The following is an 18,959-nucleotide window of genomic DNA, read 5'->3' on the forward strand; positions in this document are numbered from 1 at the left end:
GCAGACCTCTTCACTGCCGTCCCGGAACTCACAGAGAAACTCTGAGACCGGCGCCCCCGAACATCCCGAAAGGCCCGCCAGACCGGCGGGCCTTTTTCATCTCCGGGCCATGACCCCGCGCAAGGCCGGGATCAACGCCAGCGCGGCCTCCACATGGGCCGCCGGGCCCAGCAACTCCCCGGCGGCCGGGGCCTCGATTTGTGAAAACACCATGCCGCTGGTCCCGGTCCTGAGCGCGGTTGCACTGGCCGTCACCTCGATCAGATGCGCCGCCTGGCCGCGCACCGTTTCCAGCATCGGCCGCGTCACGAAGGCCGGGTCCTGCGCCACATCCGCGCCGTCGCAATCCCGCCCCGGACGGCGGGCGGCGAACCATAGCAGGATCACCGGCGGCCCGTCGCGCCCGATCAGCTCCACCATGCGCTCCACCCAGACGGTGCGCAACTCCTCGCGCACCAGATCGAACCGCTCGGGTGAGACCGCCTGCAAGCGCCGCAGCATATGGCGTGTAAAGTGGAATTCGGTGAAATCCATCTCGGGAAACAGGCGCATCAGGGCGTCCGTGGCCCTCACGAACCGGTCGTTGCGCCGCGCATGTACGCCGTAGAACCGGTTGGTCATGTTCTGCGCGCCCGGCACTTGCAGCACCACGGCCCGCGCCCCGGCCCGCGCATATGCCATGCCCGGATCGTTCAGCAACACGTCCAGCCCGGCATTGGGCCAGCCCATGTTGACGCAGGTTTCCCCCATGTGCCGCCCGATCATCGCCGGAAACGGCTCGCGTATGAACTTGCCATAGGTTTCCGTGCCGCCCAGAAAGACGATGTAATCGCCCGTCAGCGCGCGGCGCGGCCCGCGAAACGTCAGTTTCGAGCCGGGATACCGGCACGGGCAGTAGTCAAGGGGCGCCCGCCCCCCCAAGGGTTCGTAACTCATTTTCACCCACCATGTTTTGTCACCCGACAGCAGAGTCGCCGACGCATGTTGAGATTTCTCTAAGGGAAGAATTTGCATCGGATTTTAGGCATCACCGGCCCTTGCGGCCCGCCCCCGGCCACGCCTATTGTGACGCAGGTCACAGCGAAAGGCAGGCGACATGGAGATCGGTAAAATCGGCGTCATCGGCGCGGGGCAGATGGGCAACGGCATTGCCCATGTGATGGCGCTGGCCGGCTACGACGTATGGCTCAACGACATCAGCGCCGACGCGCTCGAGGCCGCGCTGGCCACCATTCGCAAGAACCTGGATCGTCAGGTCAGCCGCGACAGGATCAGCGCCGATGAGATGGAGGCCGCCCTCGCACGGATCACCACCACCATGACGCTGACCGATCTGGGCGCCACCGATCTGGTGATCGAGGCCGCCACCGAACGCGAAACCGTCAAACAGGCGATCTTCGACGAATTGCTGCCCCATCTTCAGCCGCACACGATCCTGACGTCGAACACCTCGTCGATCTCGATCACCCGGCTGGCCAGCCGCACCGACCGCCCCGAGAAATTCATGGGGTTCCACTTCATGAACCCGGTGCCGGTGATGCAGCTGGTGGAACTGATCCGTGGCATCGCCACTGATCGCGAAACCTATGACGCCTGCCTTGCCGTGGTGGAAAAGCTGGGCAAGACCGCCGCCTCGGCCGAGGATTTCCCCGCCTTCATCGTCAACCGCATCCTGATGCCGATGATCAACGAGGCGGTCTATACCCTCTATGAGGGCGTCGGCAACGTGAACTCCATCGACCAGTCCATGAAGCTGGGCGCGAACCACCCGATGGGGCCGCTGGAACTGGCCGATTTCATCGGGCTGGACACCTGCCTTGCGATCATGAACGTGCTGCATGACGGGCTGGCCGATACCAAATACCGCCCCTGCCCGCTGCTGACGAAATATGTCGAGGCCGGCTGGCTGGGCCGCAAGACGGGCCGCGGATTCTACGATTACCGGGGCGAAACGCCGGTGCCCACGCGCTGATCCCGGCGGGGTTCAGCCCCCGTCCCGGCCCAGCGACAGCGTATGTTCGCGCAGCCACGCCATGAAACCGCGCGGATCGCTTTGCAGCATCGCCATCTTGTCCGCCGGCACCGGCGGGCCCACCACCGGTTTCTGCGGCCTGTTGCAACTGTGCACGACCTCGTGCAGCAACAGCGACTGGCGCAGCGTCGGCGACAGCCGGTTGGCCACCTGATACCAGCGCGAATTCGCACCGGGGAAATAGATCGGCACCACCGTCGCCCCCGACCGGCGGATCATCTGCGCGGTGAACACGTTCCACTCGCGCTCGATCACCGGCCCGAACATCGAATCCGACGAGGCCACCACCCCCGAGGGAAACACGCTGATCAGCCCGCCCTCTTTCAGATGGGCCATCGCCTTGGCGCGCATTTCCACCGATTTGCGCTGCGCATCCGGTTCATGCGGGAACGGCACCGGGATCATGTACGAGGCCGCGACCTCGTCGATCCCCGTCAACAGGGCGCGCGTCAGGATCTTGTAATCGGTGCGCCGCCGCCCGATCAGGTCGGCCAGGATCATTCCGTCCACCAGACCATGGGGATGATTGGCCACCGCCACCACCGGTCCCTCGCGCGGGATGTGCTCAAGCTGCGCGTCGGGGGTTTGCAGATCGATCCCCATCGTGTCCAGCGCCGCGCGCCAGAACGGCTGCCCGGTGGGCGCGCCGCGCCGCTCGAACTGCTTGATCATGCGAAGGATCGACAGCTTGCCGGTGAACCATTCGATGGTCCGGATGGTCAGCGCCGTCGCCGGTGAGTCGAAGGAATTGGCATAGGTCAGGCTGCGCCGGTCATACTTGGTGAAGTTCACCGTTTCGCCGGGTTGTCCGCCACTCTGATCCTTTGCGCCGTCAACCACCTGATCCGTTCCCGTTTCGTCGCGCATCGTCGCGCCTTCGCCTTACATGTCCTCTCCGAACCGGTTCGCCACCAGCGCCTGCACCGCATCGGCCAACGCCTCGGCGTCCGCCCCCGAAGTCTGCACGTCAATAGTGGTTCCTTGCGACGCTGCCAACATCAAAAGCCCCATAATGCTGTCCCCTCCGGCAGACATTCCATCATGGCTGACTTCGGCGGTGGCGTCGAACCCTTCGACGACCTCCACCAGCTTGGCTGCGGCGCGGGCATGCAGCCCCTTGACGTTGACGATTTCCAGTCGACGCGTGATCGTATCGGACATGAACTCTTCTACCTGTCTGCTTCACTGCACGAAACGTTATGACTGTCGATATACTTGCGCCCGGCGTCCAATGCACTGCGGGCGGCCTCCTGCACCGGCAGATGGCGGCTTTTGGCCAGCTTGATCAGCATCGGAAGGTTGGCCCCGTAGAGAATGCGCCGGTCACTGGGCCGGCACGCCTTCAGCGAGAGGTTCGAGGGCGACCCCCCGAACAGGTCGGTCACGATCAGCACACCGTCGCCGGTATCCACCGCGTCGGCGGCGGCGCATATCTCGGCCTGCTTGCCTGCGCGATCCTCGGCGTCTTCCATCGAGATCGCAACAATGCCCTTCTGCTGGCCGACAACATGTTCGATCGCCCGCAGATATTCCCGAGCCAAACCACCATGCGCCACGATCACGATGCCGATCAAAGCCGTCACTCTCCTACATTGCCGAAACTGTCCTGAACCGGGGCCTGCGGGCCTGCCACTGCCCCCCTCCGTTCCAGCTCGCGATGCCTTATTGACACCGCCCAGCCGCCATCCGCAAGGGCCTTGGCCAAAGTTTCTGCCATCGTGACGCTGCGATGCTGCCCGCCCGTGCAGCCGAACCCGATCGCCAGATAGGCCTTGCCCTCGGCCTCATAGGCCGGCAGCAGCAGACCGGCCAGATCGACCACCTTGTCGCGAAACGCGGCAAAGCGCGGATCGCCCTCTACATATGCCGCCACCCTTGCATCGCGCCCGTTCAGGTCGCGCAGCGCCTCTTCCCAGTACGGATTGCGCAGAAACCGGCAATCCAGAACCATGTCCAGCCCGCGCGGCAGCCCGCGCTTGTAGGAAAACGAATGCACCGACACCGCCAGGCGGCTCTGGCCGTCCGGGGCGAACCATTGCTCCAGTTCCGCGCGCAGGTCGTGCGGCGACATCTCGGATGTGTCGATCAGCATATCCGCCCGCGCCCGGACCGGCCCCAGCAGATCGAATTCCCGCGCGATCCCCATGCCGGGGCTTTCCGCCGGAGCCAGCGGATGACGCCGCCGCGTTTCCGAAAACCGCCGCAGCAGCACCTCGGCATTGCAATCGAGATACAGAACCTGCATCGGCGTCCCCGAAAACCCGTCCATCCGGTCGATCACCTCGATCAGGGCATTGGTCGAGAAATCCCGGTTGCGCGTATCCACGCCCAGCGCCAGCGGTTTTTCCGGTGTGTCGCCTTCCAGCAGCCGGGGCAACAGCGACAGCGGCAGGTTGTCGATGGCCTCATAGCCCATATCCTCCAGCGCCCGGATCGCGGTGCTGCGGCCCGCGCCCGACGGGCCGGTGACCAGAACCAGCCGGGGCTTGCCCGTGGCCGGTGGATCTGGCTGTGCTGTACTGCTCATCAACGGCCCCCTTTCGTTCGGTCACCTCGCCCGTCAGTCGACCCGCCCATACATAAGATATAGTAATATCGCCGAAGGAAAATGGGGGTGCCCCGGATTTCCAAGGATCGGCAGCGAAATATCCAGCACCTTTTCCTCGCCCCATGGCGGCAGGCGCTCGGGCTCGGGGCGGTCCATGTCCACGATCAGCGCCAGCGGCACCGGCCCGGCTGCGGGGCAGCCCATGATACCGACGCCGCGCGCCTCGATCCGGCCCCGGATCGCCTCGGGGGCGTCCGCGATCACCTGATCGCCCGTGCGCCGCAGCCGGGTGCGATCGTCGGCCACCAGCCCCGCGCCCAGCCCGATCAGCGCCAGCGCCAGCCCCGATTTCCCGCTCCCCGAGGTGCCCCGGATCAGCGCCGCGCGGCCATTGGCCGCGACCGTGGTGGCATGCAGGATGAGTGGCCCGGCGGCGTCGGCGGAGGCTCCGCTGTCACGCCCCGTCACGGGATCAGACCGGAAGGCCCACGACGAAACGCGCGCCCAGCGGGTCCGAGGTGACATCGGCATCGGTCGGGCGGATGTTCTCGGCCCAGATCACACCGTCATGCGCCTCGACGATCTGTTTCGAGATCGACAGGCCAAGGCCCGAATTGTTGCCGAAATCGCTTTCCGCGCGCTGCGAATAGAACCGCTTGAAGATCTTGGTCAGCGCCTGGTCGGGAATGCCGGGGCCGGTATCCTCGACCACGACCAGCACCCGGTTTTCGCGCTTGCGCACCCACAGCCGGATCGCATCGCCATCCTCGCAGAAGCTGATCGCGTTGGTGATCAGGTTGACGAACACCTGCGCCAGCCGCGCCTCCAGCCCGGTGATCACGATGGCGTCGGCGGGGAAATCGGTGATGAAGTCGATCCCCTTCTTCTCGGCCTCTTCGCCCAGGTAATGGCCCAGGTTGCGCAGCATCCCGATCAGGTCGAACGGCTCCTGCTCTTCCTTGACCAACTCGCTGTCCAGCCGCGACGCGTTCGAAATATCGCTGACCAGCCGGTCCAGCCGCCGCACGTCGTGCTCGATCACTTCCAGCAGCTTCTCGCGCTGGTCCTCGCGCTTGGCCACGCGCATCGTGCCCACGGCACTGCGCAGGCTGGCCAGCGGGTTCTTGATCTCATGCGCCACGTCGGCGGCGAATTGTTCGTTGCTGTCGATCCGGTGATACAGCGCCGACACCATCCCGCGCAGCGCGCCGCTCAGGCGGCCGATCTCGTCGGGGCGCGCCGTCAGGTCGGGGATGCGAATGCGCCCGCCGCCCTTGTGACGGTTGCGGTCGCCGCCGATCTCCGCCGCCGCGGCCAGATCGGCCAGCGGGTTGGCGATGGTCGAGGCCAGGATCAGGCTCAGCCCCACCGACACCGCCGTGGCGATCAGAAACACCCGCAGCACCCATTCGTGCTCGGCCCTCACCAGCAGGTCGATCTCGCCGGTGGCGTTGGCGATGGCCACCACGGCCACCGGCGCACCGTTTTGCAGAACCTGCGTCGCCGCCGAGAACACGGTGCGCTCGTTCACCTCGCTGGCGGCGGTCTGCGCACCCTCGCTCAGCGTCGCGGGCACCAGCCCCTGCACCTGATCCAGAACCGTCGTCGGCGCATCGCCCCCGAACAGGGCGAACGGGGCCGATACCCAATCCCAGACCCGGCTCAGCGCGTCGGTGATGATCGTGCGCTGCAACCGTTCGCGGTCCATCACGCCGGGGCGGCTGCCCACCGACTGCCCCACCAGCGCGCCGTCGGCGTCGAACACGAACACCTCGACCCCCTGCCGGATATCCAGCCCGGCCAGCGTGCCCGCCACGTCGATCCCGTCGCCGGTCATCAGGTTCACCGGCGCGCCGGCGGGCAATTGCACCTCGAACACGTCGGCGACCAGTTCGACCTCGCTGACAAGATTGCTGGCCCGCTGCAACGCCAGACTGTCGCGCGAGGAATTGAGATACAGGATTCCGGTCAGCAGCACGCTGAGCGCGACAAGGTTGAACGTGATGATCTTACGGGTCAGCGACGAATTCTTGACCGTGCGGAACCCCCTGCGCTCGCGGCGCGAACGCAGTTCCGAATCCGTGACATTGTCGGGCGACACGAAATCGTCGCCCAGAACAACATCGTCGTCCCGCCGATGCGCGGTGTCGCGCATGTCGATGCCCTCGGCCAGCGCCATTACTCTTCGTTATACCGATAGCCGATCCCGTACAGCGTCTCAATCGCCGAGAAATCGGAATCCACCATGCGCAACTTCTTGCGAAGGCGCTTGATATGGCTGTCGATCGTGCGGTCGTCCACATAGACCTGATCGTCATAGGCCACATCCATCAGCTGATCGCGGCTTTTCACGAAACCGGGGCGCTGCGCCAGTGCCTGCAACAGCAGGAATTCCGTCACCGTCAGCGACACGTCCTTGCCCTTCCAGCTGACCGCGTGGCGCAACGGGTCCATCCGCAGCTGGCCGCGTTCGATCACCTTGGTGTCTTCGGTATCGGCCACCACCTCGCCGGCCACCGCATCCTGCCGCCGCAACAGCGCGCGGATGCGTTCGACCAGCAAACGCTGGCTGAACGGCTTCTTCACGTAATCGTCCGCGCCCATGCGCAGCCCGAGCACCTCGTCGATCTCGTCGTCTTTCGAGGTCAGGAAAATGACCGGCATCGAGGTCTTCTGCCGAAGCCGTTGCAACAGGTCCATGCCGTCCATGCGCGGCATCTTGATGTCCAGCACCGCCATGTCTGGCAGTTTCTTGCTGAAGGCATCGAAGGCCTGCTGACCGTCATTATAAGTGTCCACTTCAAAACCCTCGGCCTCGAGGGTCATCGAAACCGATGTCAGAATATTCCTGTCATCGTCCACCAGGGCGATCTTCGACATGTCACCGTTCCTTGTACTGCTCTGTTTGTTGTTGTTTTTTTTCGCCAATATGCGCGGTTTCGTGCTTTACAATCAATCCCAAAGTGCGAATCGGCCCGTTCGCGCCACAATATTGAGCCAAAAAATTCTTGATAATGACTTAATTGACTCACCCGTCATACGGCACGGCTCGTATGCTTGCGCTAACACATGTCTGGTTGCGCTAACTTGGGCGTGGTTGCGCTAACTGCGCTAAAGCGTCCTGTTCTTTTACGGAAACGTCATGTTATGAGGCCGCCAGGGCATGGCATGCACTGCCATACCGGTGCCGCACCGGCACTACGGACCAAGGCCGCCGCACTGGCCGGCCACCGCGAACAGGAGCGTGAAAGACATGACATCTGGACGGGTCAACCCGCAATTCCGGCTTGAGGATCAAGGCATCACCGGGCTGGGAAATGTCTATTACAACCTCATCGAGCCCGCGCTGATCGAACAGGCGCTGAAGAACGGCGAAGGCACCCTTGGCAATGGCGGCGCACTTCTGGTGACCACCGGCAAGTTCACCGGCCGCTCGCCAAAGGACAAGCACGTCGTCAGGACCGACAGCGTCGCCGATACGATCTGGTGGGACAACAACGCCGAAATGTCGCCCGAAGGGTTCGATGCCCTGTACGACGACATGCTCGCGCATATGCAGGGCGGCACCTGTTACGTGCAGGATCTCACCGGCGGGGCCGATCCCGCCCATGCGATCAACGTGCGCATGGTCACCGAACTGGCGTGGCACGGGTTGTTCATCCGCCACCTCCTGCGCCGCCCCGACCGCGACGCGCTGGACAGTTTCACCGCCGATTTCACCGTCATCAACTGCCCCAGCTTTCAGGCCGACCCGGCCAAACACGGCTGCCGCTCCGAGACCGTGATCGCGATGAACTTCGACCGCAGGATCATCCTGATCGGCGGCACCGAATACGCGGGGGAGAACAAGAAATCGGTCTTTACCCTGCTCAACTACCTGCTGCCCGAAAAAGGCGTGATGCCGATGCACTGCTCGGCCAACCATGCCGATGGCAACCCGGTGGACACCGCCGTGTTTTTCGGCCTGTCGGGCACCGGCAAGACCACCCTGTCGGCCGATCCCGCGCGCACGCTGATCGGCGATGACGAACACGGCTGGTCCGAGCGCGGCACCTTCAACTTCGAAGGCGGCTGCTATGCCAAGACCATCAACCTCAACCCCGAGGCCGAGCCGGAAATCTACGCGACCACCAGCAAGTTCGGCACCGTGATCGAGAACATGGTGTTCGATCCCGAAACGCTCGAACTGGATTTCGACGACGATTCGCTCACCGCGAACATGCGCTGCGCCTATCCGCTCGAATACATCTCGAACGCGTCCGGCACGGCGCTTGGCGGGCACCCCAAGAACGTCATCATGCTGACCTGCGACGCCTTCGGCGTTCTGCCTCCGATCGCGCGGCTGACCCCGGCGCAGGCCATGTATCACTTCCTGTCGGGCTTCACCTCCAAGGTGGCCGGCACCGAACGCGGCGTGACCGAACCCGAGCCGACCTTCTCCACCTGCTTCGGTGCGCCCTTCATGCCGCGCCGCCCCGAGGTCTACGGCAACCTGCTGCGCGACAAGATCGCCAAGCACGGCGCAACCTGCTGGCTGGTCAACACCGGCTGGACCGGCGGGGCCTACGGCACCGGATCGCGCATGCCCATCAAGGCCACCCGCGCCCTGCTGACCGCCGCGCTCAACGGGTCGCTGAACGAGGTCGAGTTCCGCAAGGACGACAATTTCGGCTTTGACGTGCCCGTGGCCGTGCCCGGCGTGGCCGAGGTTCTGCTGGACCCGCGCCGCACCTGGGACGATCCCGAAGCCTATGACCGCCAGGCCGCCAAGCTGGTGCAGATGTTCGCCGACAATTTCGAACAATACGTCCCCTATATCGACGACGACGTGAAAGCGGCGGCACTCGGCTGACGCCACGCGGCGCGCGGCGATATCGATCTTCAAACGCTCCGGTCCGATGGCCGGGGCGTTTTTCATGTCCGGCCGCGCCTGTGGCCGTATCGTGATTTATCTCCTCTTGCCGCACCTCCGCTATCGTGACCGCCATGCGCGCCATCGGGCCGACTCGGGCGCGCAGCACCACGATGCCGGGGAAAGGTTGCAAACGGGTTAAGGGCGCGGCGGACGGCTCCCGATGCGTCCCTGATGGACGCAATTTTCCGGCACAGCCCCGATTTTCGTACAAAACGCGCGTACACCTCGTACAAAACGTACGAAACTCCCCCTGCACCGCGCCAGCTCTCTTGCCGCATCTGCAAAATTCGGCAAGCAATATTCAATCAAAATAGCAGCTATAATGGCATAATAGTTGCGCTGCACCTGCAAAATGGATAGGACAGTCCCGACAAAAAGAGGATTGATTCATGGCGCATGATGGACAGGACGCAGCAATGGCAAACCCGATCATTCTGAATGACCTTCTCGGCCTGACCGAGGCCTCCGTTTCCCCGGCGGAAACCGTTCTGGCAAAAGCCCGCGACCACCTGCGCGACATGGTCCTGGTCGAAGACCGCGTCGATGGCGCCGCGGTCGAGGCCAACCAGTTCGCAGCCCACGGGCTGGCATGGCTCGCCACCTATGTCGAGTCCCTGCGCCAGATGCAGAACTGGGCCAAGCGACTGACCGATATGGGAAAATTCGGCGAGGTGGAGCAGTTGATCCACCAGATCGCCTTTGGCGAATACCTCAGCCAGATCCGTGGCGGCATCCAGATGAACCAGGGCGAAATGGTGCGCCTGACCGATCTGGGCCTGACGCAGGATGACATGGCCGCGCTGGACACGCCGCAAACCCTCACGCTCATGCACTCCGGCAACACCCAGGCCGCGCGCACCCGTCTGGTCGAACTGATGCAGGAACGCAATGCCGATGTCACCGTCGGCCATACCGGGCTCGACGAAGAGCTCGACATGATCCGCGAACAGTTCCGCCGCTTCTCGGTCGACAAGGTCGAACCCCATGCACATGACTGGCATCTCAAGGACGAACTGATCCCGATGGACATCATCGACGAACTCGCCGGCATGGGTGTGTTCGGCCTGACGATCCCTGAAAACCTTGGCGGGTTCGGCCTGTCCAAGGCCTCGATGGTGGTCGTGTCCGAGGAACTGTCGCGCGGCTATATCGGTGTCGGCTCGCTTGGCACGCGGTCGGAAATCGCCGCAGAACTGATCCTCGCCGGCGGGACGGACGACCAGAAAATCCAATGGCTTCCGCGCATTGCCAGCGGTGAAATCCTGCCGACAGCGGTCTTTACCGAACCCAACACCGGCTCCGATCTCGGCAGCCTGCGCACCCGCGCGGTCAAGGATGAAAACGGCGACTGGAAAGTGACCGGCAACAAGACGTGGATCACCCACGCCGCCCGGACCCATGTAATGACCCTGCTGGCCCGCACCAAGCCCGACACGACCGACCATCGCGGCCTGTCGATGTTCCTGGCCGAAAAGACCCCCGGCACCGACGAGGACCCTTTCCCCACCGAAGGCATGACCGGCGGCGAGATCGAGGTTCTGGGCTATCGCGGCATGAAGGAATACGAACTGGGCTTCGACAACTTCCATGTGAAGGGCGAAAACCTGCTTGGCGGGGAAGAGGGCAAAGGCTTCAAACAGCTGATGGAAACCTTCGAATCCGCCCGCATTCAAACGGCAGCGCGCGCGATCGGCGTGGCGCAATCGGCGTTGGACGTGGGCATGCAATACGCACAGGACCGCAAACAGTTCGGCAAATCCCTGATCGAGTTTCCGCGCGTTTCCGGCAAGCTGGCCATGATGGCGGTCGAGATCATGATCGCCCGCCAACTGACCTATTTCAGCGCCTGGGAAAAGGATCACGGCCACCGCTGCGATCTCGAGGCCGGGATGGCCAAACTGCTCGGCGCGCGCGTGGCATGGTCGGCGGCGGACAATGCCCTGCAAATCCACGGCGGGAACGGTTTTGCGCTGGAATACGCGATCAGCCGCATCCTGTGCGACGCCCGTATCCTCAACATCTTCGAGGGGGCTGCGGAAATCCAGGCTCAGGTCATCGCCCGCCGCCTTCTGGCCTGACGGCCCGCCTTAACCGACACAACGAAAAAGGGCGCCCGGATGATCCGCAAGCCCCTTACCGGATGTGTGGAAGATTGCGCGCTGCCAATGGCAGCGCGCTTTTTATTCATTCTCCGAAGAGATCCCGCTCGTAGACTTTGCCCTTAGCGAGGCCGAGTTTCATCGCCGGGGTTCGTTTTGTGTCCCGTGATCCCATCCAGTTGTGGTGAAAGCGGTAGATCTCGATGATCTTGACCAGCATCTCCGGCTTGTAGAGGAAGTGCCGATCCCAGGTTCGGCCATTCGCGCTTGGCGTCGAGACTGGCCGGGATGCTGGCCGCACATTGCTGCGAATCTTGTGGAAATAGCTGTCCACGCTCCGCAGCGTGGCGAGACGCATCAATCTCGCGCATCGCTCTGTTGAGAGCTCGGGTCGGTCCGTCTTGAGATCAACGGCCCGGGAAGGTTCGGACTTCGTGTGATACGGCCAATCGAAGGGAGAGCCGATAGGCCTGCCGGCGAGACGCTTGACGATCTCCCTGTCGATTTCCTCGTTCAGCACGAACTCCGGCAGGCTGTTGAGCTGATGTGCGGTCAGGTTGAGATCATTCCGCAAGTCTCGGCGCCCTTGGGCATAGAGAGCCTCGCGTGCGTCGTTGAACTCGTATTTGGCGAAGGACACTGTTGCCACATCCACCCGACCCACCGCGACCTCCGGCGCGAAGGCTGCGAGAAAAGCCTTGCTGAGACCGGCGTCGCCGTCCTGAACGAAAAAGAAGCGGCTTTCGGATCTCGACACCATTCGGCGGAGCATCAGCGCGTGAGCAAACTGCTGGATGTCTTGGCGCACGAGGCCGCCTACATGCGGCAGTTGTAAACCCAGATCGACATCTGCGAGGATCTCGGGGTCGATCTCGACGCCTGCGGTGATGTCGTCGAGATATTTCTTGAACTCGGAGGCCGTCCAGAGACGTCCGTGGTGCCGCCAGCAGCGGTCCTTTGCCAGATCTCCATTGGCCGACATGTCGGCCTCGATCTGTCTCATATCGCCCGTAGGGTCGAACTGGAGATGCCCGAGGACGATGAAGCCGGAGTTCGCGTGCGCGGTGCAGAGGTGCTGCACGGACACGGAAGCACGCTTCTTGCGGTTGGGCCAGTTGAGGGTCAGCGTCTGGCTGTCCGTCGCAAAGCGGCGGCCATATCTCTCCCAGTCGACATCGCGGAGATCGCCTTCCCGCCGATCAGTGAACTCTCGAACCCGATCGTAGATGAAGTCGATCTTCCGATAGACATCACGCGGCGCGACATCGGCGATCTCCGTGATCTTCGACAGGGAGGTTCCGTGAACGAGCAGTTTCAGGATCTGCCCGTTCTTGGATTGGCGTCGATGATTGCGGGCCGGATGGCCAATGGTGAATGTCGATCGACATTTCTTACAGGCGTATCGCTGATGCCCAGCTTTAGTCCGCCCCGTCCTCCAGTAGAGATCAGGTCTTTTATCCACCGTTTTCCCGTGTGAAAGGCAATCAGCATTTGGGCACGACTTGCCCATACCGTGGAAGCATTGCAATCGCCGCAGGCGTGTGTATTCTTCTACGATAGCTCGGTTGTTTTTGACGACAGACTCCTGGCCGCAATATCCGCATTCGAAGTATTTGTCGTCGCCGGTGCCTCCGACTTTCCCGCGAGGAAAGTTGGCATTCACAGCCGAGAGCCTGAGGCCCCGGCCATCACGGGGATCGGGGCGAACACCGAAATGGGCGCATTGCGCGTTCCGGCAAAAGTTCACATCCACTCCGAAAAACGGGAGAGGAAGGCGCCGTTTCGGGCCTGTCGCAGATTTTTGCGAGACGGACTTCACCTGACATCTCCATTCGTGGATTCGTTCAGGTCAAGTTTCTAAGGATAAGGTTGGCCACTTTGTGGCCAACCGAAGCATTTTCTTCAACACATCTGGTAAGGGGCTTGGATGATCCGGACGCCCCTTTCCTGGACCGGGATACTCGTTAAAGCACTTGGGGAACCCGATCAAAAACTCAGGACGGTGGTGTCGTCCGCGATCAGCGCGGCAGCCATTGCCGGGGGTTTGGCGGCGGTGACGCCATCCAGCAGGGCCGACGCATCGACACCCTTGTTCGGCAGGTAGATCGCGCAAACTTCAACCGTGGTATCGGTCTTTTCCATGATCATTTTCATCAGGCCCTGCGGGCTCATGTCATTGGGCTTTTGCGGGGCGGTCGCGCTGGCCGGAGCGTCCTTGAGGGCCAGATCACCCGCCGGGCCACACAACAGGATCTGCGCCCTGGCGCCCTGCTGAACCGATTGCATGGTCAGCACCATCGACATCAGTTGGGTCTGCGCATCGGCGGTGGTGACGACCGTCACCAGTTTCTTGGCATCATCGGCCTGTGCGGCACCAGCAAAGGCGGTGGCAGCGGCCAGCGTTACGGCAGTCAGGGTCTTTTTCATCATGAACCTCTTTCAGGGTTGGGGTGAGTAACAGTTATTCGGGTTGGAACACGGCCCCCGCGATCACCGCGCGCGCGGTACGGACGATCAGGGCCGCGATGATCACGATCAGCCCCGCCAGAAGCACCATGCCCAACATCTGGTGAAATCCCGATCGGGCCGCCCCCGCATGGGCAAAGCTGGCGATGGTCACCGCCGCCACCGGGAAACTGAGCGCCCAGAAAGACATCGCAAAGGGCAGCTTCAGGATGCGCGGCAGTTGCACGGCCACGAGCAGGGTAAAGAAATAGGCTGCGTTCAGCAGGATATGGGCAAAAGGATCTATCACGCCCCCGTTCAGCCGCAGCCACGCCAGGAACCCCACCGCCGGAGGCGCGATCAGGATCACGAGGGTGGGTTGCAGACGTTCCGGCAACGGATCGTGAAAGATCAGCCGGTTCATCACCAGCGTCAGCAGGACGACCCAAAAAATCAGTCCGATGGACATGAAGTACCAGCTGATCTCGATATATCCCATCTGCGCCCCGGCAATCGGCACGATCACGTTGCCCACCGCCGGAATGAACCACGCAGGCGACAGATGCCCATGCACGAAAGAGCGCGTGCTGATCCAGCCGGTGACGACCAGAACGGTCAGCAGCCCTTGCAACAGCATACCCACCAGCCACATGCCCTGCGCCACGCCGGGAAACCGGCCCAGCATCGCCGTGGCCATCAACAGCAAAGAAATCGACACCGCCGGAAAGAATGCCAGTTTGACCGGATGGTTCCACTCCGCCGCCACCGCGCCAGGATAGCGCAGCGCCTTGGCCGCATAGGTCAGCGCGACAACGACAAACAGCGCCACCGTGGCCGCAAGCGCGACGCTTGACGTCACATCCGTCAGGCCAAGCGCCTGCTCACCCGCATGCAGAGCCAGGGTCAGCCCCGACATACCCATCACCGTGGTGAAGAAGGTGATCGGAAAATGCTCCAGTGCGGAATGCGTCTGCTCGCTCATCTTGCGGCTCCGTAAATATACATTCCGTATTCAGCATATATAGAGACCAAGTCTCGTTGATCCAGATCAAACCTTTTGGGAAAAATAGCCTTCGAAATACAATTATGACGAGAACATGCCCGGATATCCGCTCATGCGGCGCTCATTCGGCCGGTGCGATGCCCACCTCGACAGGGGTCAGCCCTTCGACCGCACCTTTCAACCGGCTGCCGGGCCGGATTGGCCCGACGCCCGCAGGCGTGCCCGTATAAATCAGATCACCGGGCGCAAGATGATAGAACCCCGAGAGATGCGCGATCAGTTCCGGGACGGACCAGACCATATCGCTCAGCCGCGCGTCCTGCACCACGGCCCCGTCATGCTCCAGCATGATCCGCTGATCACCGATCCGGCCAAACTCCGCCACCGGCGTGATCGGCGCAATCAGCGCGGCATTCTCGAAATCCTTGCCCAGATCCCACGGGCGGCGCTTGTCCTTGGCGGCGGCCTGCAAATCACGCCGGGTCAGGTCGATTCCGCAGGCATAGCCCATCACCGCCTCCATCGCCTCGGCCTTGCCGACCCGGAACGCAGGCGCACCGATGGCGACAACGAACTCCATCTCGTAATGGCAATCCCCGGTCCCCGGAGGGTAAGGGATACGCCCCCCGGTCAGGCACAGCGCATGGGCGGATTTGGTGAAATAGAACGGCGCTTCGCGATCCACCTGATTGCCCATCTCGGCGGCATGGGCCGCGTAATTGCGCCCGACGCAAAAGATACGCCGCACCGGAAAGGCGCGGTCGCTCCCGGCAACCGGAATACGGGGCGTGGCGGGCAGATCGAACAGCAGGTCATCACTCATGCTGCCATTATGCGCCCTGCTCCGCCCCCTGTCAAAGCGATCTCCGCATCCGATTGGCGCGGCATGCATCCTGTGTCATGAAGGCGTTACGCGCGTTCAGCAGAAGACAGCCCATGAATTTCAAACGCTACGCAATCTACTACCTCCCCGAGCCCGGCCCGCTGACCGAATTCGCCGCGGCATGGCTGGGCTGGGATGCGGCCAGCGGGCAGGACATGACGCATCCCTGCATTGACGGCCTGCCCCTGCCTGTCGAACACATCACCGACACCCCGCGCAAATACGGGCTGCACGCCACGATCAAACCGCCCTTCCGTCTGGCGCCCGGCACAACCGAAAATGCCCTGAACGACGCGCTCGCGGCCTTTTGCGCGGATCAGCCCGCCGTCACACTGAACGGGCTGGAACTGGCGCAGCTTGGCCGCTTTCTGGCCTTGCGCCCGGAAGGGGACGAAACCGCGCTCAACGCCCTGGCCGCAAGCGCGGTGCGCATACTCGATGCCTTTCGCGCCCCCCTGAGCGAGGCCGAACTGACCCGCCGCCGCACGGCGAATCTCAGCCCCGAACAGGACGCGCTGTTGCTGCAATGGGGATACCCTTACGTGATGGATTCCTTCCGCTTTCACATCACCCTGACCGGCAAACTGCCCAAGGCGCAGGCCCGCCAGACCGCACAGGTGCTAAAGCCGCATCTCGCCCCGCTTCTGCCGCAACCGTTCCGCATCGCGACCCTGAGCCTGATGGGCGAGGCCGACGACGGGCGCTTTCACCTGATCGCCCGGCACGAGCTGACCGGCTGACGCTCAGCCGCCGGCCAATGGCCTCGCCTCGATCACCACAAAGGCCTGCGCCCAGGGGTGATCGTCGGTCAGGGTGACATGGATGATCGCCTCGTGCCCCGCGGGCGTCATCGACGCCAGCCGATCCGCCGCCCAGCCAGTGACATGCATCCGCGGTTGCCCCGTATCCAGATTGGTCACCGCCATGTCCTTCCACGCGATCCCCATGCGCAACCCGGTGCCAAGCGCCTTGGAACAGGCCTCTTTCGCGGCCCACCTTTTGGCATAGGTGCCCGCCACATCGGCGCGGCGTTCGGCCTTGCGCTGTTCGGTCTCGGTGAAGACCCGGTTGCGAAACCGGTCGCCGAACCGCTCCAGCGTTCCGGCGATCCTGTCGATATTCGCCAGATCGGTGCCGATACCAAGGATCATTCCGTTCCGTCCCGATCACGCATCAGGGTCAGCTGGTTCCCCGCACCCAGACCGAGAAACAGCCGGTTACAGATCACATATCCCCCGGCATAGAGCCCCAGCAGGATCAGGAACTGTTTGGACAACGCGGGCGCGATGGCCAGTTTGCCGAACTCGGACGCGATCCCCGCCGCGCCATAGGCAAGCGCCATGTTCAGCCCCACCGCGATCACACCGGCCACCCAGGTAAAGCGCCACGCCTCGCCCGTATCGGGTTTGCGCCCCGTTTTGCGGGCGAACTGCTGCCCCTCGATCACCGCCGCGATCATCGCCGGGACCATCAACTGCGCCGACGATCCAAGCTGCGTATCCACCTGCGCATTCAGCCCGGCCACGGCCAGAGCCACGCCAAGCGCGACGACCAGAAAAACGATGGCATAGCGCAGGTAGTTCACGCCCGCGCCTCATCCATCAGACGGCGCATTTCGGCAATCGCGGGCCCAAGACCCCGAAAAATCGACTCGCCAATCAGGAAATGCCCGATATTCAACTCGACGACCTCGGGCATGGCCGCGACGGGCTGCACGGTGTCATAGGTCAGGCCATGCCCCGCATGCACCTCCAGCCCTAGCGAATGGGCCAGCGCCGCACCCTCGCGCAGCGCCTCCAACTCGGCGTCGCGGCGGGCAAAATCCCCCTCGGCATGGAAATCGCAATAGGCACCCGTATGCAGCTCGACCACCGCCGCACCGATCCGCGCGGCTGCCTCGATCTGGCGCGGTTCGTGACCGATGAACAACGAGACACGGCACCCGGCCTCGCGCAGGGGCGCAATGAAACCGGCCAGCCGGGTTTCATCCCCCGCCACGTCCAAACCACCCTCGGTCGTGCGCTCCTCGCGCTTTTCGGGCACGATGCACGCGGCATGCGGCCTGTGGCGCAGGGCAATCGCCTGCATTTCCGCCGTGGCGGCCATTTCAAAATTCAACGGACATTCCAGCGCCGCGATCAGCCCCTCGATATCGGCATCCACGATATGGCGGCGATCTTCGCGCAGATGCGCGGTGATCCCGTCCGCCCCGGCCTCTTCGGCCAGTTTGGCCGCGCGCACCGGGTCGGGACAGGCCCCGCCGCGCGCGTTGCGCACGGTGGCCACATGATCGATATTCACCCCCAACCGCAGCTTTTCCGTCGTCGCCATCGCACAGCCTTTCCTTGAGCGTCCCGAGTCGTCGCTCAGACTAGTCCTGATTGTTCTTGGCGTCAGCCTTTTGCGCGGCTTTTTCCCGGATCGCGGCCCATTTGGCCTTGAGCGCGCCCTTGCGGCGATTCTGATAGGCCTGGATGACCGGCAGGCTCAGGTAATACCCCGCCAGCCCGGCGATCAGGCCGGGAAGCATGCCGCCGATCAGATAGGGAAAGAACACCTCGTCATAAAACAGGTGCAGATGACTCCAATCCACCGGCGCATCCGTGAAAACGGCCCAGAGATTGTCCTTCAGGTCGCGCCCCGCATCCACGAATTTCCCGCCAAGGGAGCGATGCACCTCATCCGCGGACCCGTGATGCATGCCCAGCAGGAAATACCCGGTTTGCAACGACATCGCCCCGATCGGCACGAAGGTCAGCGGATTGCCCACGAAGGTCGCCAGCAAGGCGGCAACGATATTGCCGCGCAGGACCCAGGCCAGCGTCGCCGCATACAGGAAATGAAAGCCGAACAAGGGCGAGAAGGTCACGAAGATGCCCGCGAAAATACCCCGTGCGATCCGGTGCGGCGGATCGGGCAGACGGTGCAGACGGTGGCGAACATACCGAAACGCCCGCCCCCAGCCGCCGCGCGGCCAGAAGAAGTCTGCCACGATCTGCCAGATCGGACGTCTGTCTCGGCGTTTAAAGACCAC

General features: G+C 63.2%; 20 protein-coding genes. 4 read left to right on the forward strand and 16 right to left on the reverse strand.

Annotated features, from left to right (window positions below; genetic code table 11):
- Positions 1-96 precede the first annotated feature (96 nt).
- A complete protein-coding gene (locus BUB53_RS14350; protein ID WP_073035477.1) occupies positions 97-936 on the reverse strand; it encodes a DUF6473 family protein in 840 nt (279 codons plus the stop codon).
- Positions 937-1,096: 160 nt separating this feature from the next.
- Between BUB53_RS14350 and BUB53_RS14355 the strand changes: the two genes are divergently transcribed.
- Positions 1,097-1,972, forward strand: a complete 876-nt coding sequence (locus BUB53_RS14355; RefSeq protein ID WP_073035478.1) for a 3-hydroxybutyryl-CoA dehydrogenase — start codon at positions 1,097-1,099, stop codon at positions 1,970-1,972.
- Between the two features lie 12 nt (positions 1,973-1,984).
- On the opposite strand, the gene BUB53_RS14360 is transcribed toward BUB53_RS14355, so the two are convergent.
- Genes BUB53_RS14360 through BUB53_RS14390 form a run of 7 tightly spaced genes read right to left on the reverse strand, consistent with a single transcriptional unit; the run spans position 1,985 to position 7,460 of the window.
- Positions 1,985-2,899 (reverse strand): lysophospholipid acyltransferase family protein, encoded by a 915-nt coding sequence (locus tag BUB53_RS14360; RefSeq protein ID WP_084729161.1) that lies wholly within the window; start codon positions 2,897-2,899, stop codon positions 1,985-1,987.
- Between the two features lie 15 nt (positions 2,900-2,914).
- Complete coding sequence (locus tag BUB53_RS14365) at positions 2,915-3,193, reverse strand: HPr family phosphocarrier protein (protein ID WP_188745010.1); 279 nt, start codon at positions 3,191-3,193, stop codon at positions 2,915-2,917.
- An 8-nt stretch (positions 3,194-3,201) separates the two neighbouring features.
- Positions 3,202-3,606: a PTS sugar transporter subunit IIA gene (locus BUB53_RS14370; RefSeq protein ID WP_073035479.1), complete on the reverse strand. Its 405-nt coding sequence runs from the start codon at positions 3,604-3,606 to the stop codon at positions 3,202-3,204.
- A 5-nt stretch (positions 3,607-3,611) separates the two neighbouring features.
- Positions 3,612-4,559 (reverse strand): RNase adapter RapZ, encoded by a 948-nt coding sequence (gene rapZ, locus BUB53_RS14375; RefSeq protein ID WP_073035480.1) that lies wholly within the window; start codon positions 4,557-4,559, stop codon positions 3,612-3,614.
- Positions 4,560-4,592: 33 nt separating this feature from the next.
- Positions 4,593-5,048 carry an HPr kinase/phosphorylase gene (locus BUB53_RS14380; RefSeq protein ID WP_073035481.1) on the reverse strand — a complete coding sequence of 152 codons (456 nt, stop codon included), beginning with the start codon at positions 5,046-5,048 and terminating at the stop codon, positions 4,593-4,595.
- Between the two features lie 4 nt (positions 5,049-5,052).
- Complete coding sequence (locus tag BUB53_RS14385) at positions 5,053-6,759, reverse strand: sensor histidine kinase (RefSeq protein ID WP_073035482.1); 1,707 nt, start codon at positions 6,757-6,759, stop codon at positions 5,053-5,055.
- Positions 6,759-7,460 carry a response regulator transcription factor gene (locus BUB53_RS14390; protein ID WP_073035483.1) on the reverse strand — a complete coding sequence of 234 codons (702 nt, stop codon included), beginning with the start codon at positions 7,458-7,460 and terminating at the stop codon, positions 6,759-6,761. Before BUB53_RS14390 ends, BUB53_RS14385 begins: the two co-directional genes overlap by 1 nt.
- Positions 7,461-7,833: 373 nt before the next feature.
- Here BUB53_RS14390 and BUB53_RS14395 point away from each other — a divergent pair, with 373 nt between their 5' ends.
- Positions 7,834-9,432: a phosphoenolpyruvate carboxykinase gene (locus BUB53_RS14395; RefSeq protein ID WP_073035484.1), complete on the forward strand. Its 1,599-nt coding sequence runs from the start codon at positions 7,834-7,836 to the stop codon at positions 9,430-9,432.
- Positions 9,433-9,884: 452 nt separating this feature from the next.
- Positions 9,885-11,573: an acyl-CoA dehydrogenase family protein gene (locus BUB53_RS14400; protein WP_073035485.1), complete on the forward strand. Its 1,689-nt coding sequence runs from the start codon at positions 9,885-9,887 to the stop codon at positions 11,571-11,573.
- Positions 11,574-11,679: 106 nt separating this feature from the next.
- Here the strand turns inward: BUB53_RS14400 and BUB53_RS14405 are convergent, their stop codons facing one another.
- From BUB53_RS14405 to BUB53_RS14425, 4 genes are all read right to left on the reverse strand, one after another.
- The gene (locus tag BUB53_RS14405) at positions 11,680-13,413 is read right to left on the reverse strand and encodes an IS1 family transposase (RefSeq protein WP_143163233.1); all 1,734 of its coding nucleotides are present in this window, start codon (positions 13,411-13,413) and stop codon (positions 11,680-11,682) included.
- A gap of 167 nt (positions 13,414-13,580) precedes the next feature.
- Entirely contained in the window at positions 13,581-14,021 is a 441-nt protein-coding gene (locus BUB53_RS14415) for a hypothetical protein (RefSeq protein WP_073035618.1), read from the reverse strand.
- Positions 14,022-14,055: 34 nt separating this feature from the next.
- A complete protein-coding gene (locus tag BUB53_RS14420) occupies positions 14,056-15,021 on the reverse strand; it encodes an SLAC1 anion channel family protein (RefSeq protein WP_073035488.1) in 966 nt (321 codons plus the stop codon).
- A gap of 142 nt (positions 15,022-15,163) precedes the next feature.
- A complete protein-coding gene (locus BUB53_RS14425) occupies positions 15,164-15,865 on the reverse strand; it encodes a fumarylacetoacetate hydrolase family protein (protein ID WP_073035489.1) in 702 nt (233 codons plus the stop codon).
- Positions 15,866-15,978: 113 nt separating this feature from the next.
- Here BUB53_RS14425 and BUB53_RS14430 point away from each other — a divergent pair, with 113 nt between their 5' ends.
- Positions 15,979-16,665 (forward strand): DUF1045 domain-containing protein, encoded by a 687-nt coding sequence (locus tag BUB53_RS14430; protein WP_073035490.1) that lies wholly within the window; start codon positions 15,979-15,981, stop codon positions 16,663-16,665.
- A 3-nt stretch (positions 16,666-16,668) separates the two neighbouring features.
- Here BUB53_RS14430 and acpS read toward each other — a convergent pair whose 3' ends face one another.
- Genes acpS through BUB53_RS14450 form a run of 4 tightly spaced genes read right to left on the reverse strand, consistent with a single transcriptional unit; the run spans position 16,669 to position 18,959 of the window.
- Positions 16,669-17,076 carry a holo-ACP synthase gene (gene acpS, locus BUB53_RS14435; protein WP_073035491.1) on the reverse strand — a complete coding sequence of 136 codons (408 nt, stop codon included), beginning with the start codon at positions 17,074-17,076 and terminating at the stop codon, positions 16,669-16,671.
- A complete protein-coding gene (locus BUB53_RS14440) occupies positions 17,073-17,510 on the reverse strand; it encodes an ABZJ_00895 family protein (protein WP_073035492.1) in 438 nt (145 codons plus the stop codon). The genes acpS and BUB53_RS14440 overlap by 4 nt, the downstream gene beginning before the upstream one ends.
- Positions 17,507-18,256, reverse strand: coding sequence for a pyridoxine 5'-phosphate synthase (locus tag BUB53_RS14445; RefSeq protein WP_073035493.1), 750 nt, complete (start codon positions 18,254-18,256; stop codon positions 17,507-17,509). Before BUB53_RS14445 ends, BUB53_RS14440 begins: the two co-directional genes overlap by 4 nt.
- A 40-nt stretch (positions 18,257-18,296) precedes the next feature.
- On the reverse strand, positions 18,297-18,959 hold the full coding sequence (locus tag BUB53_RS14450) for a DUF2062 domain-containing protein (protein WP_073035494.1): 663 nt from the start codon (positions 18,957-18,959) through the stop codon (positions 18,297-18,299).

Source organism: Roseovarius pacificus, assembly GCF_900142665.1.
Classification (GTDB): Bacteria; Pseudomonadota; Alphaproteobacteria; order Rhodobacterales; family Rhodobacteraceae; genus Roseovarius; species Roseovarius pacificus.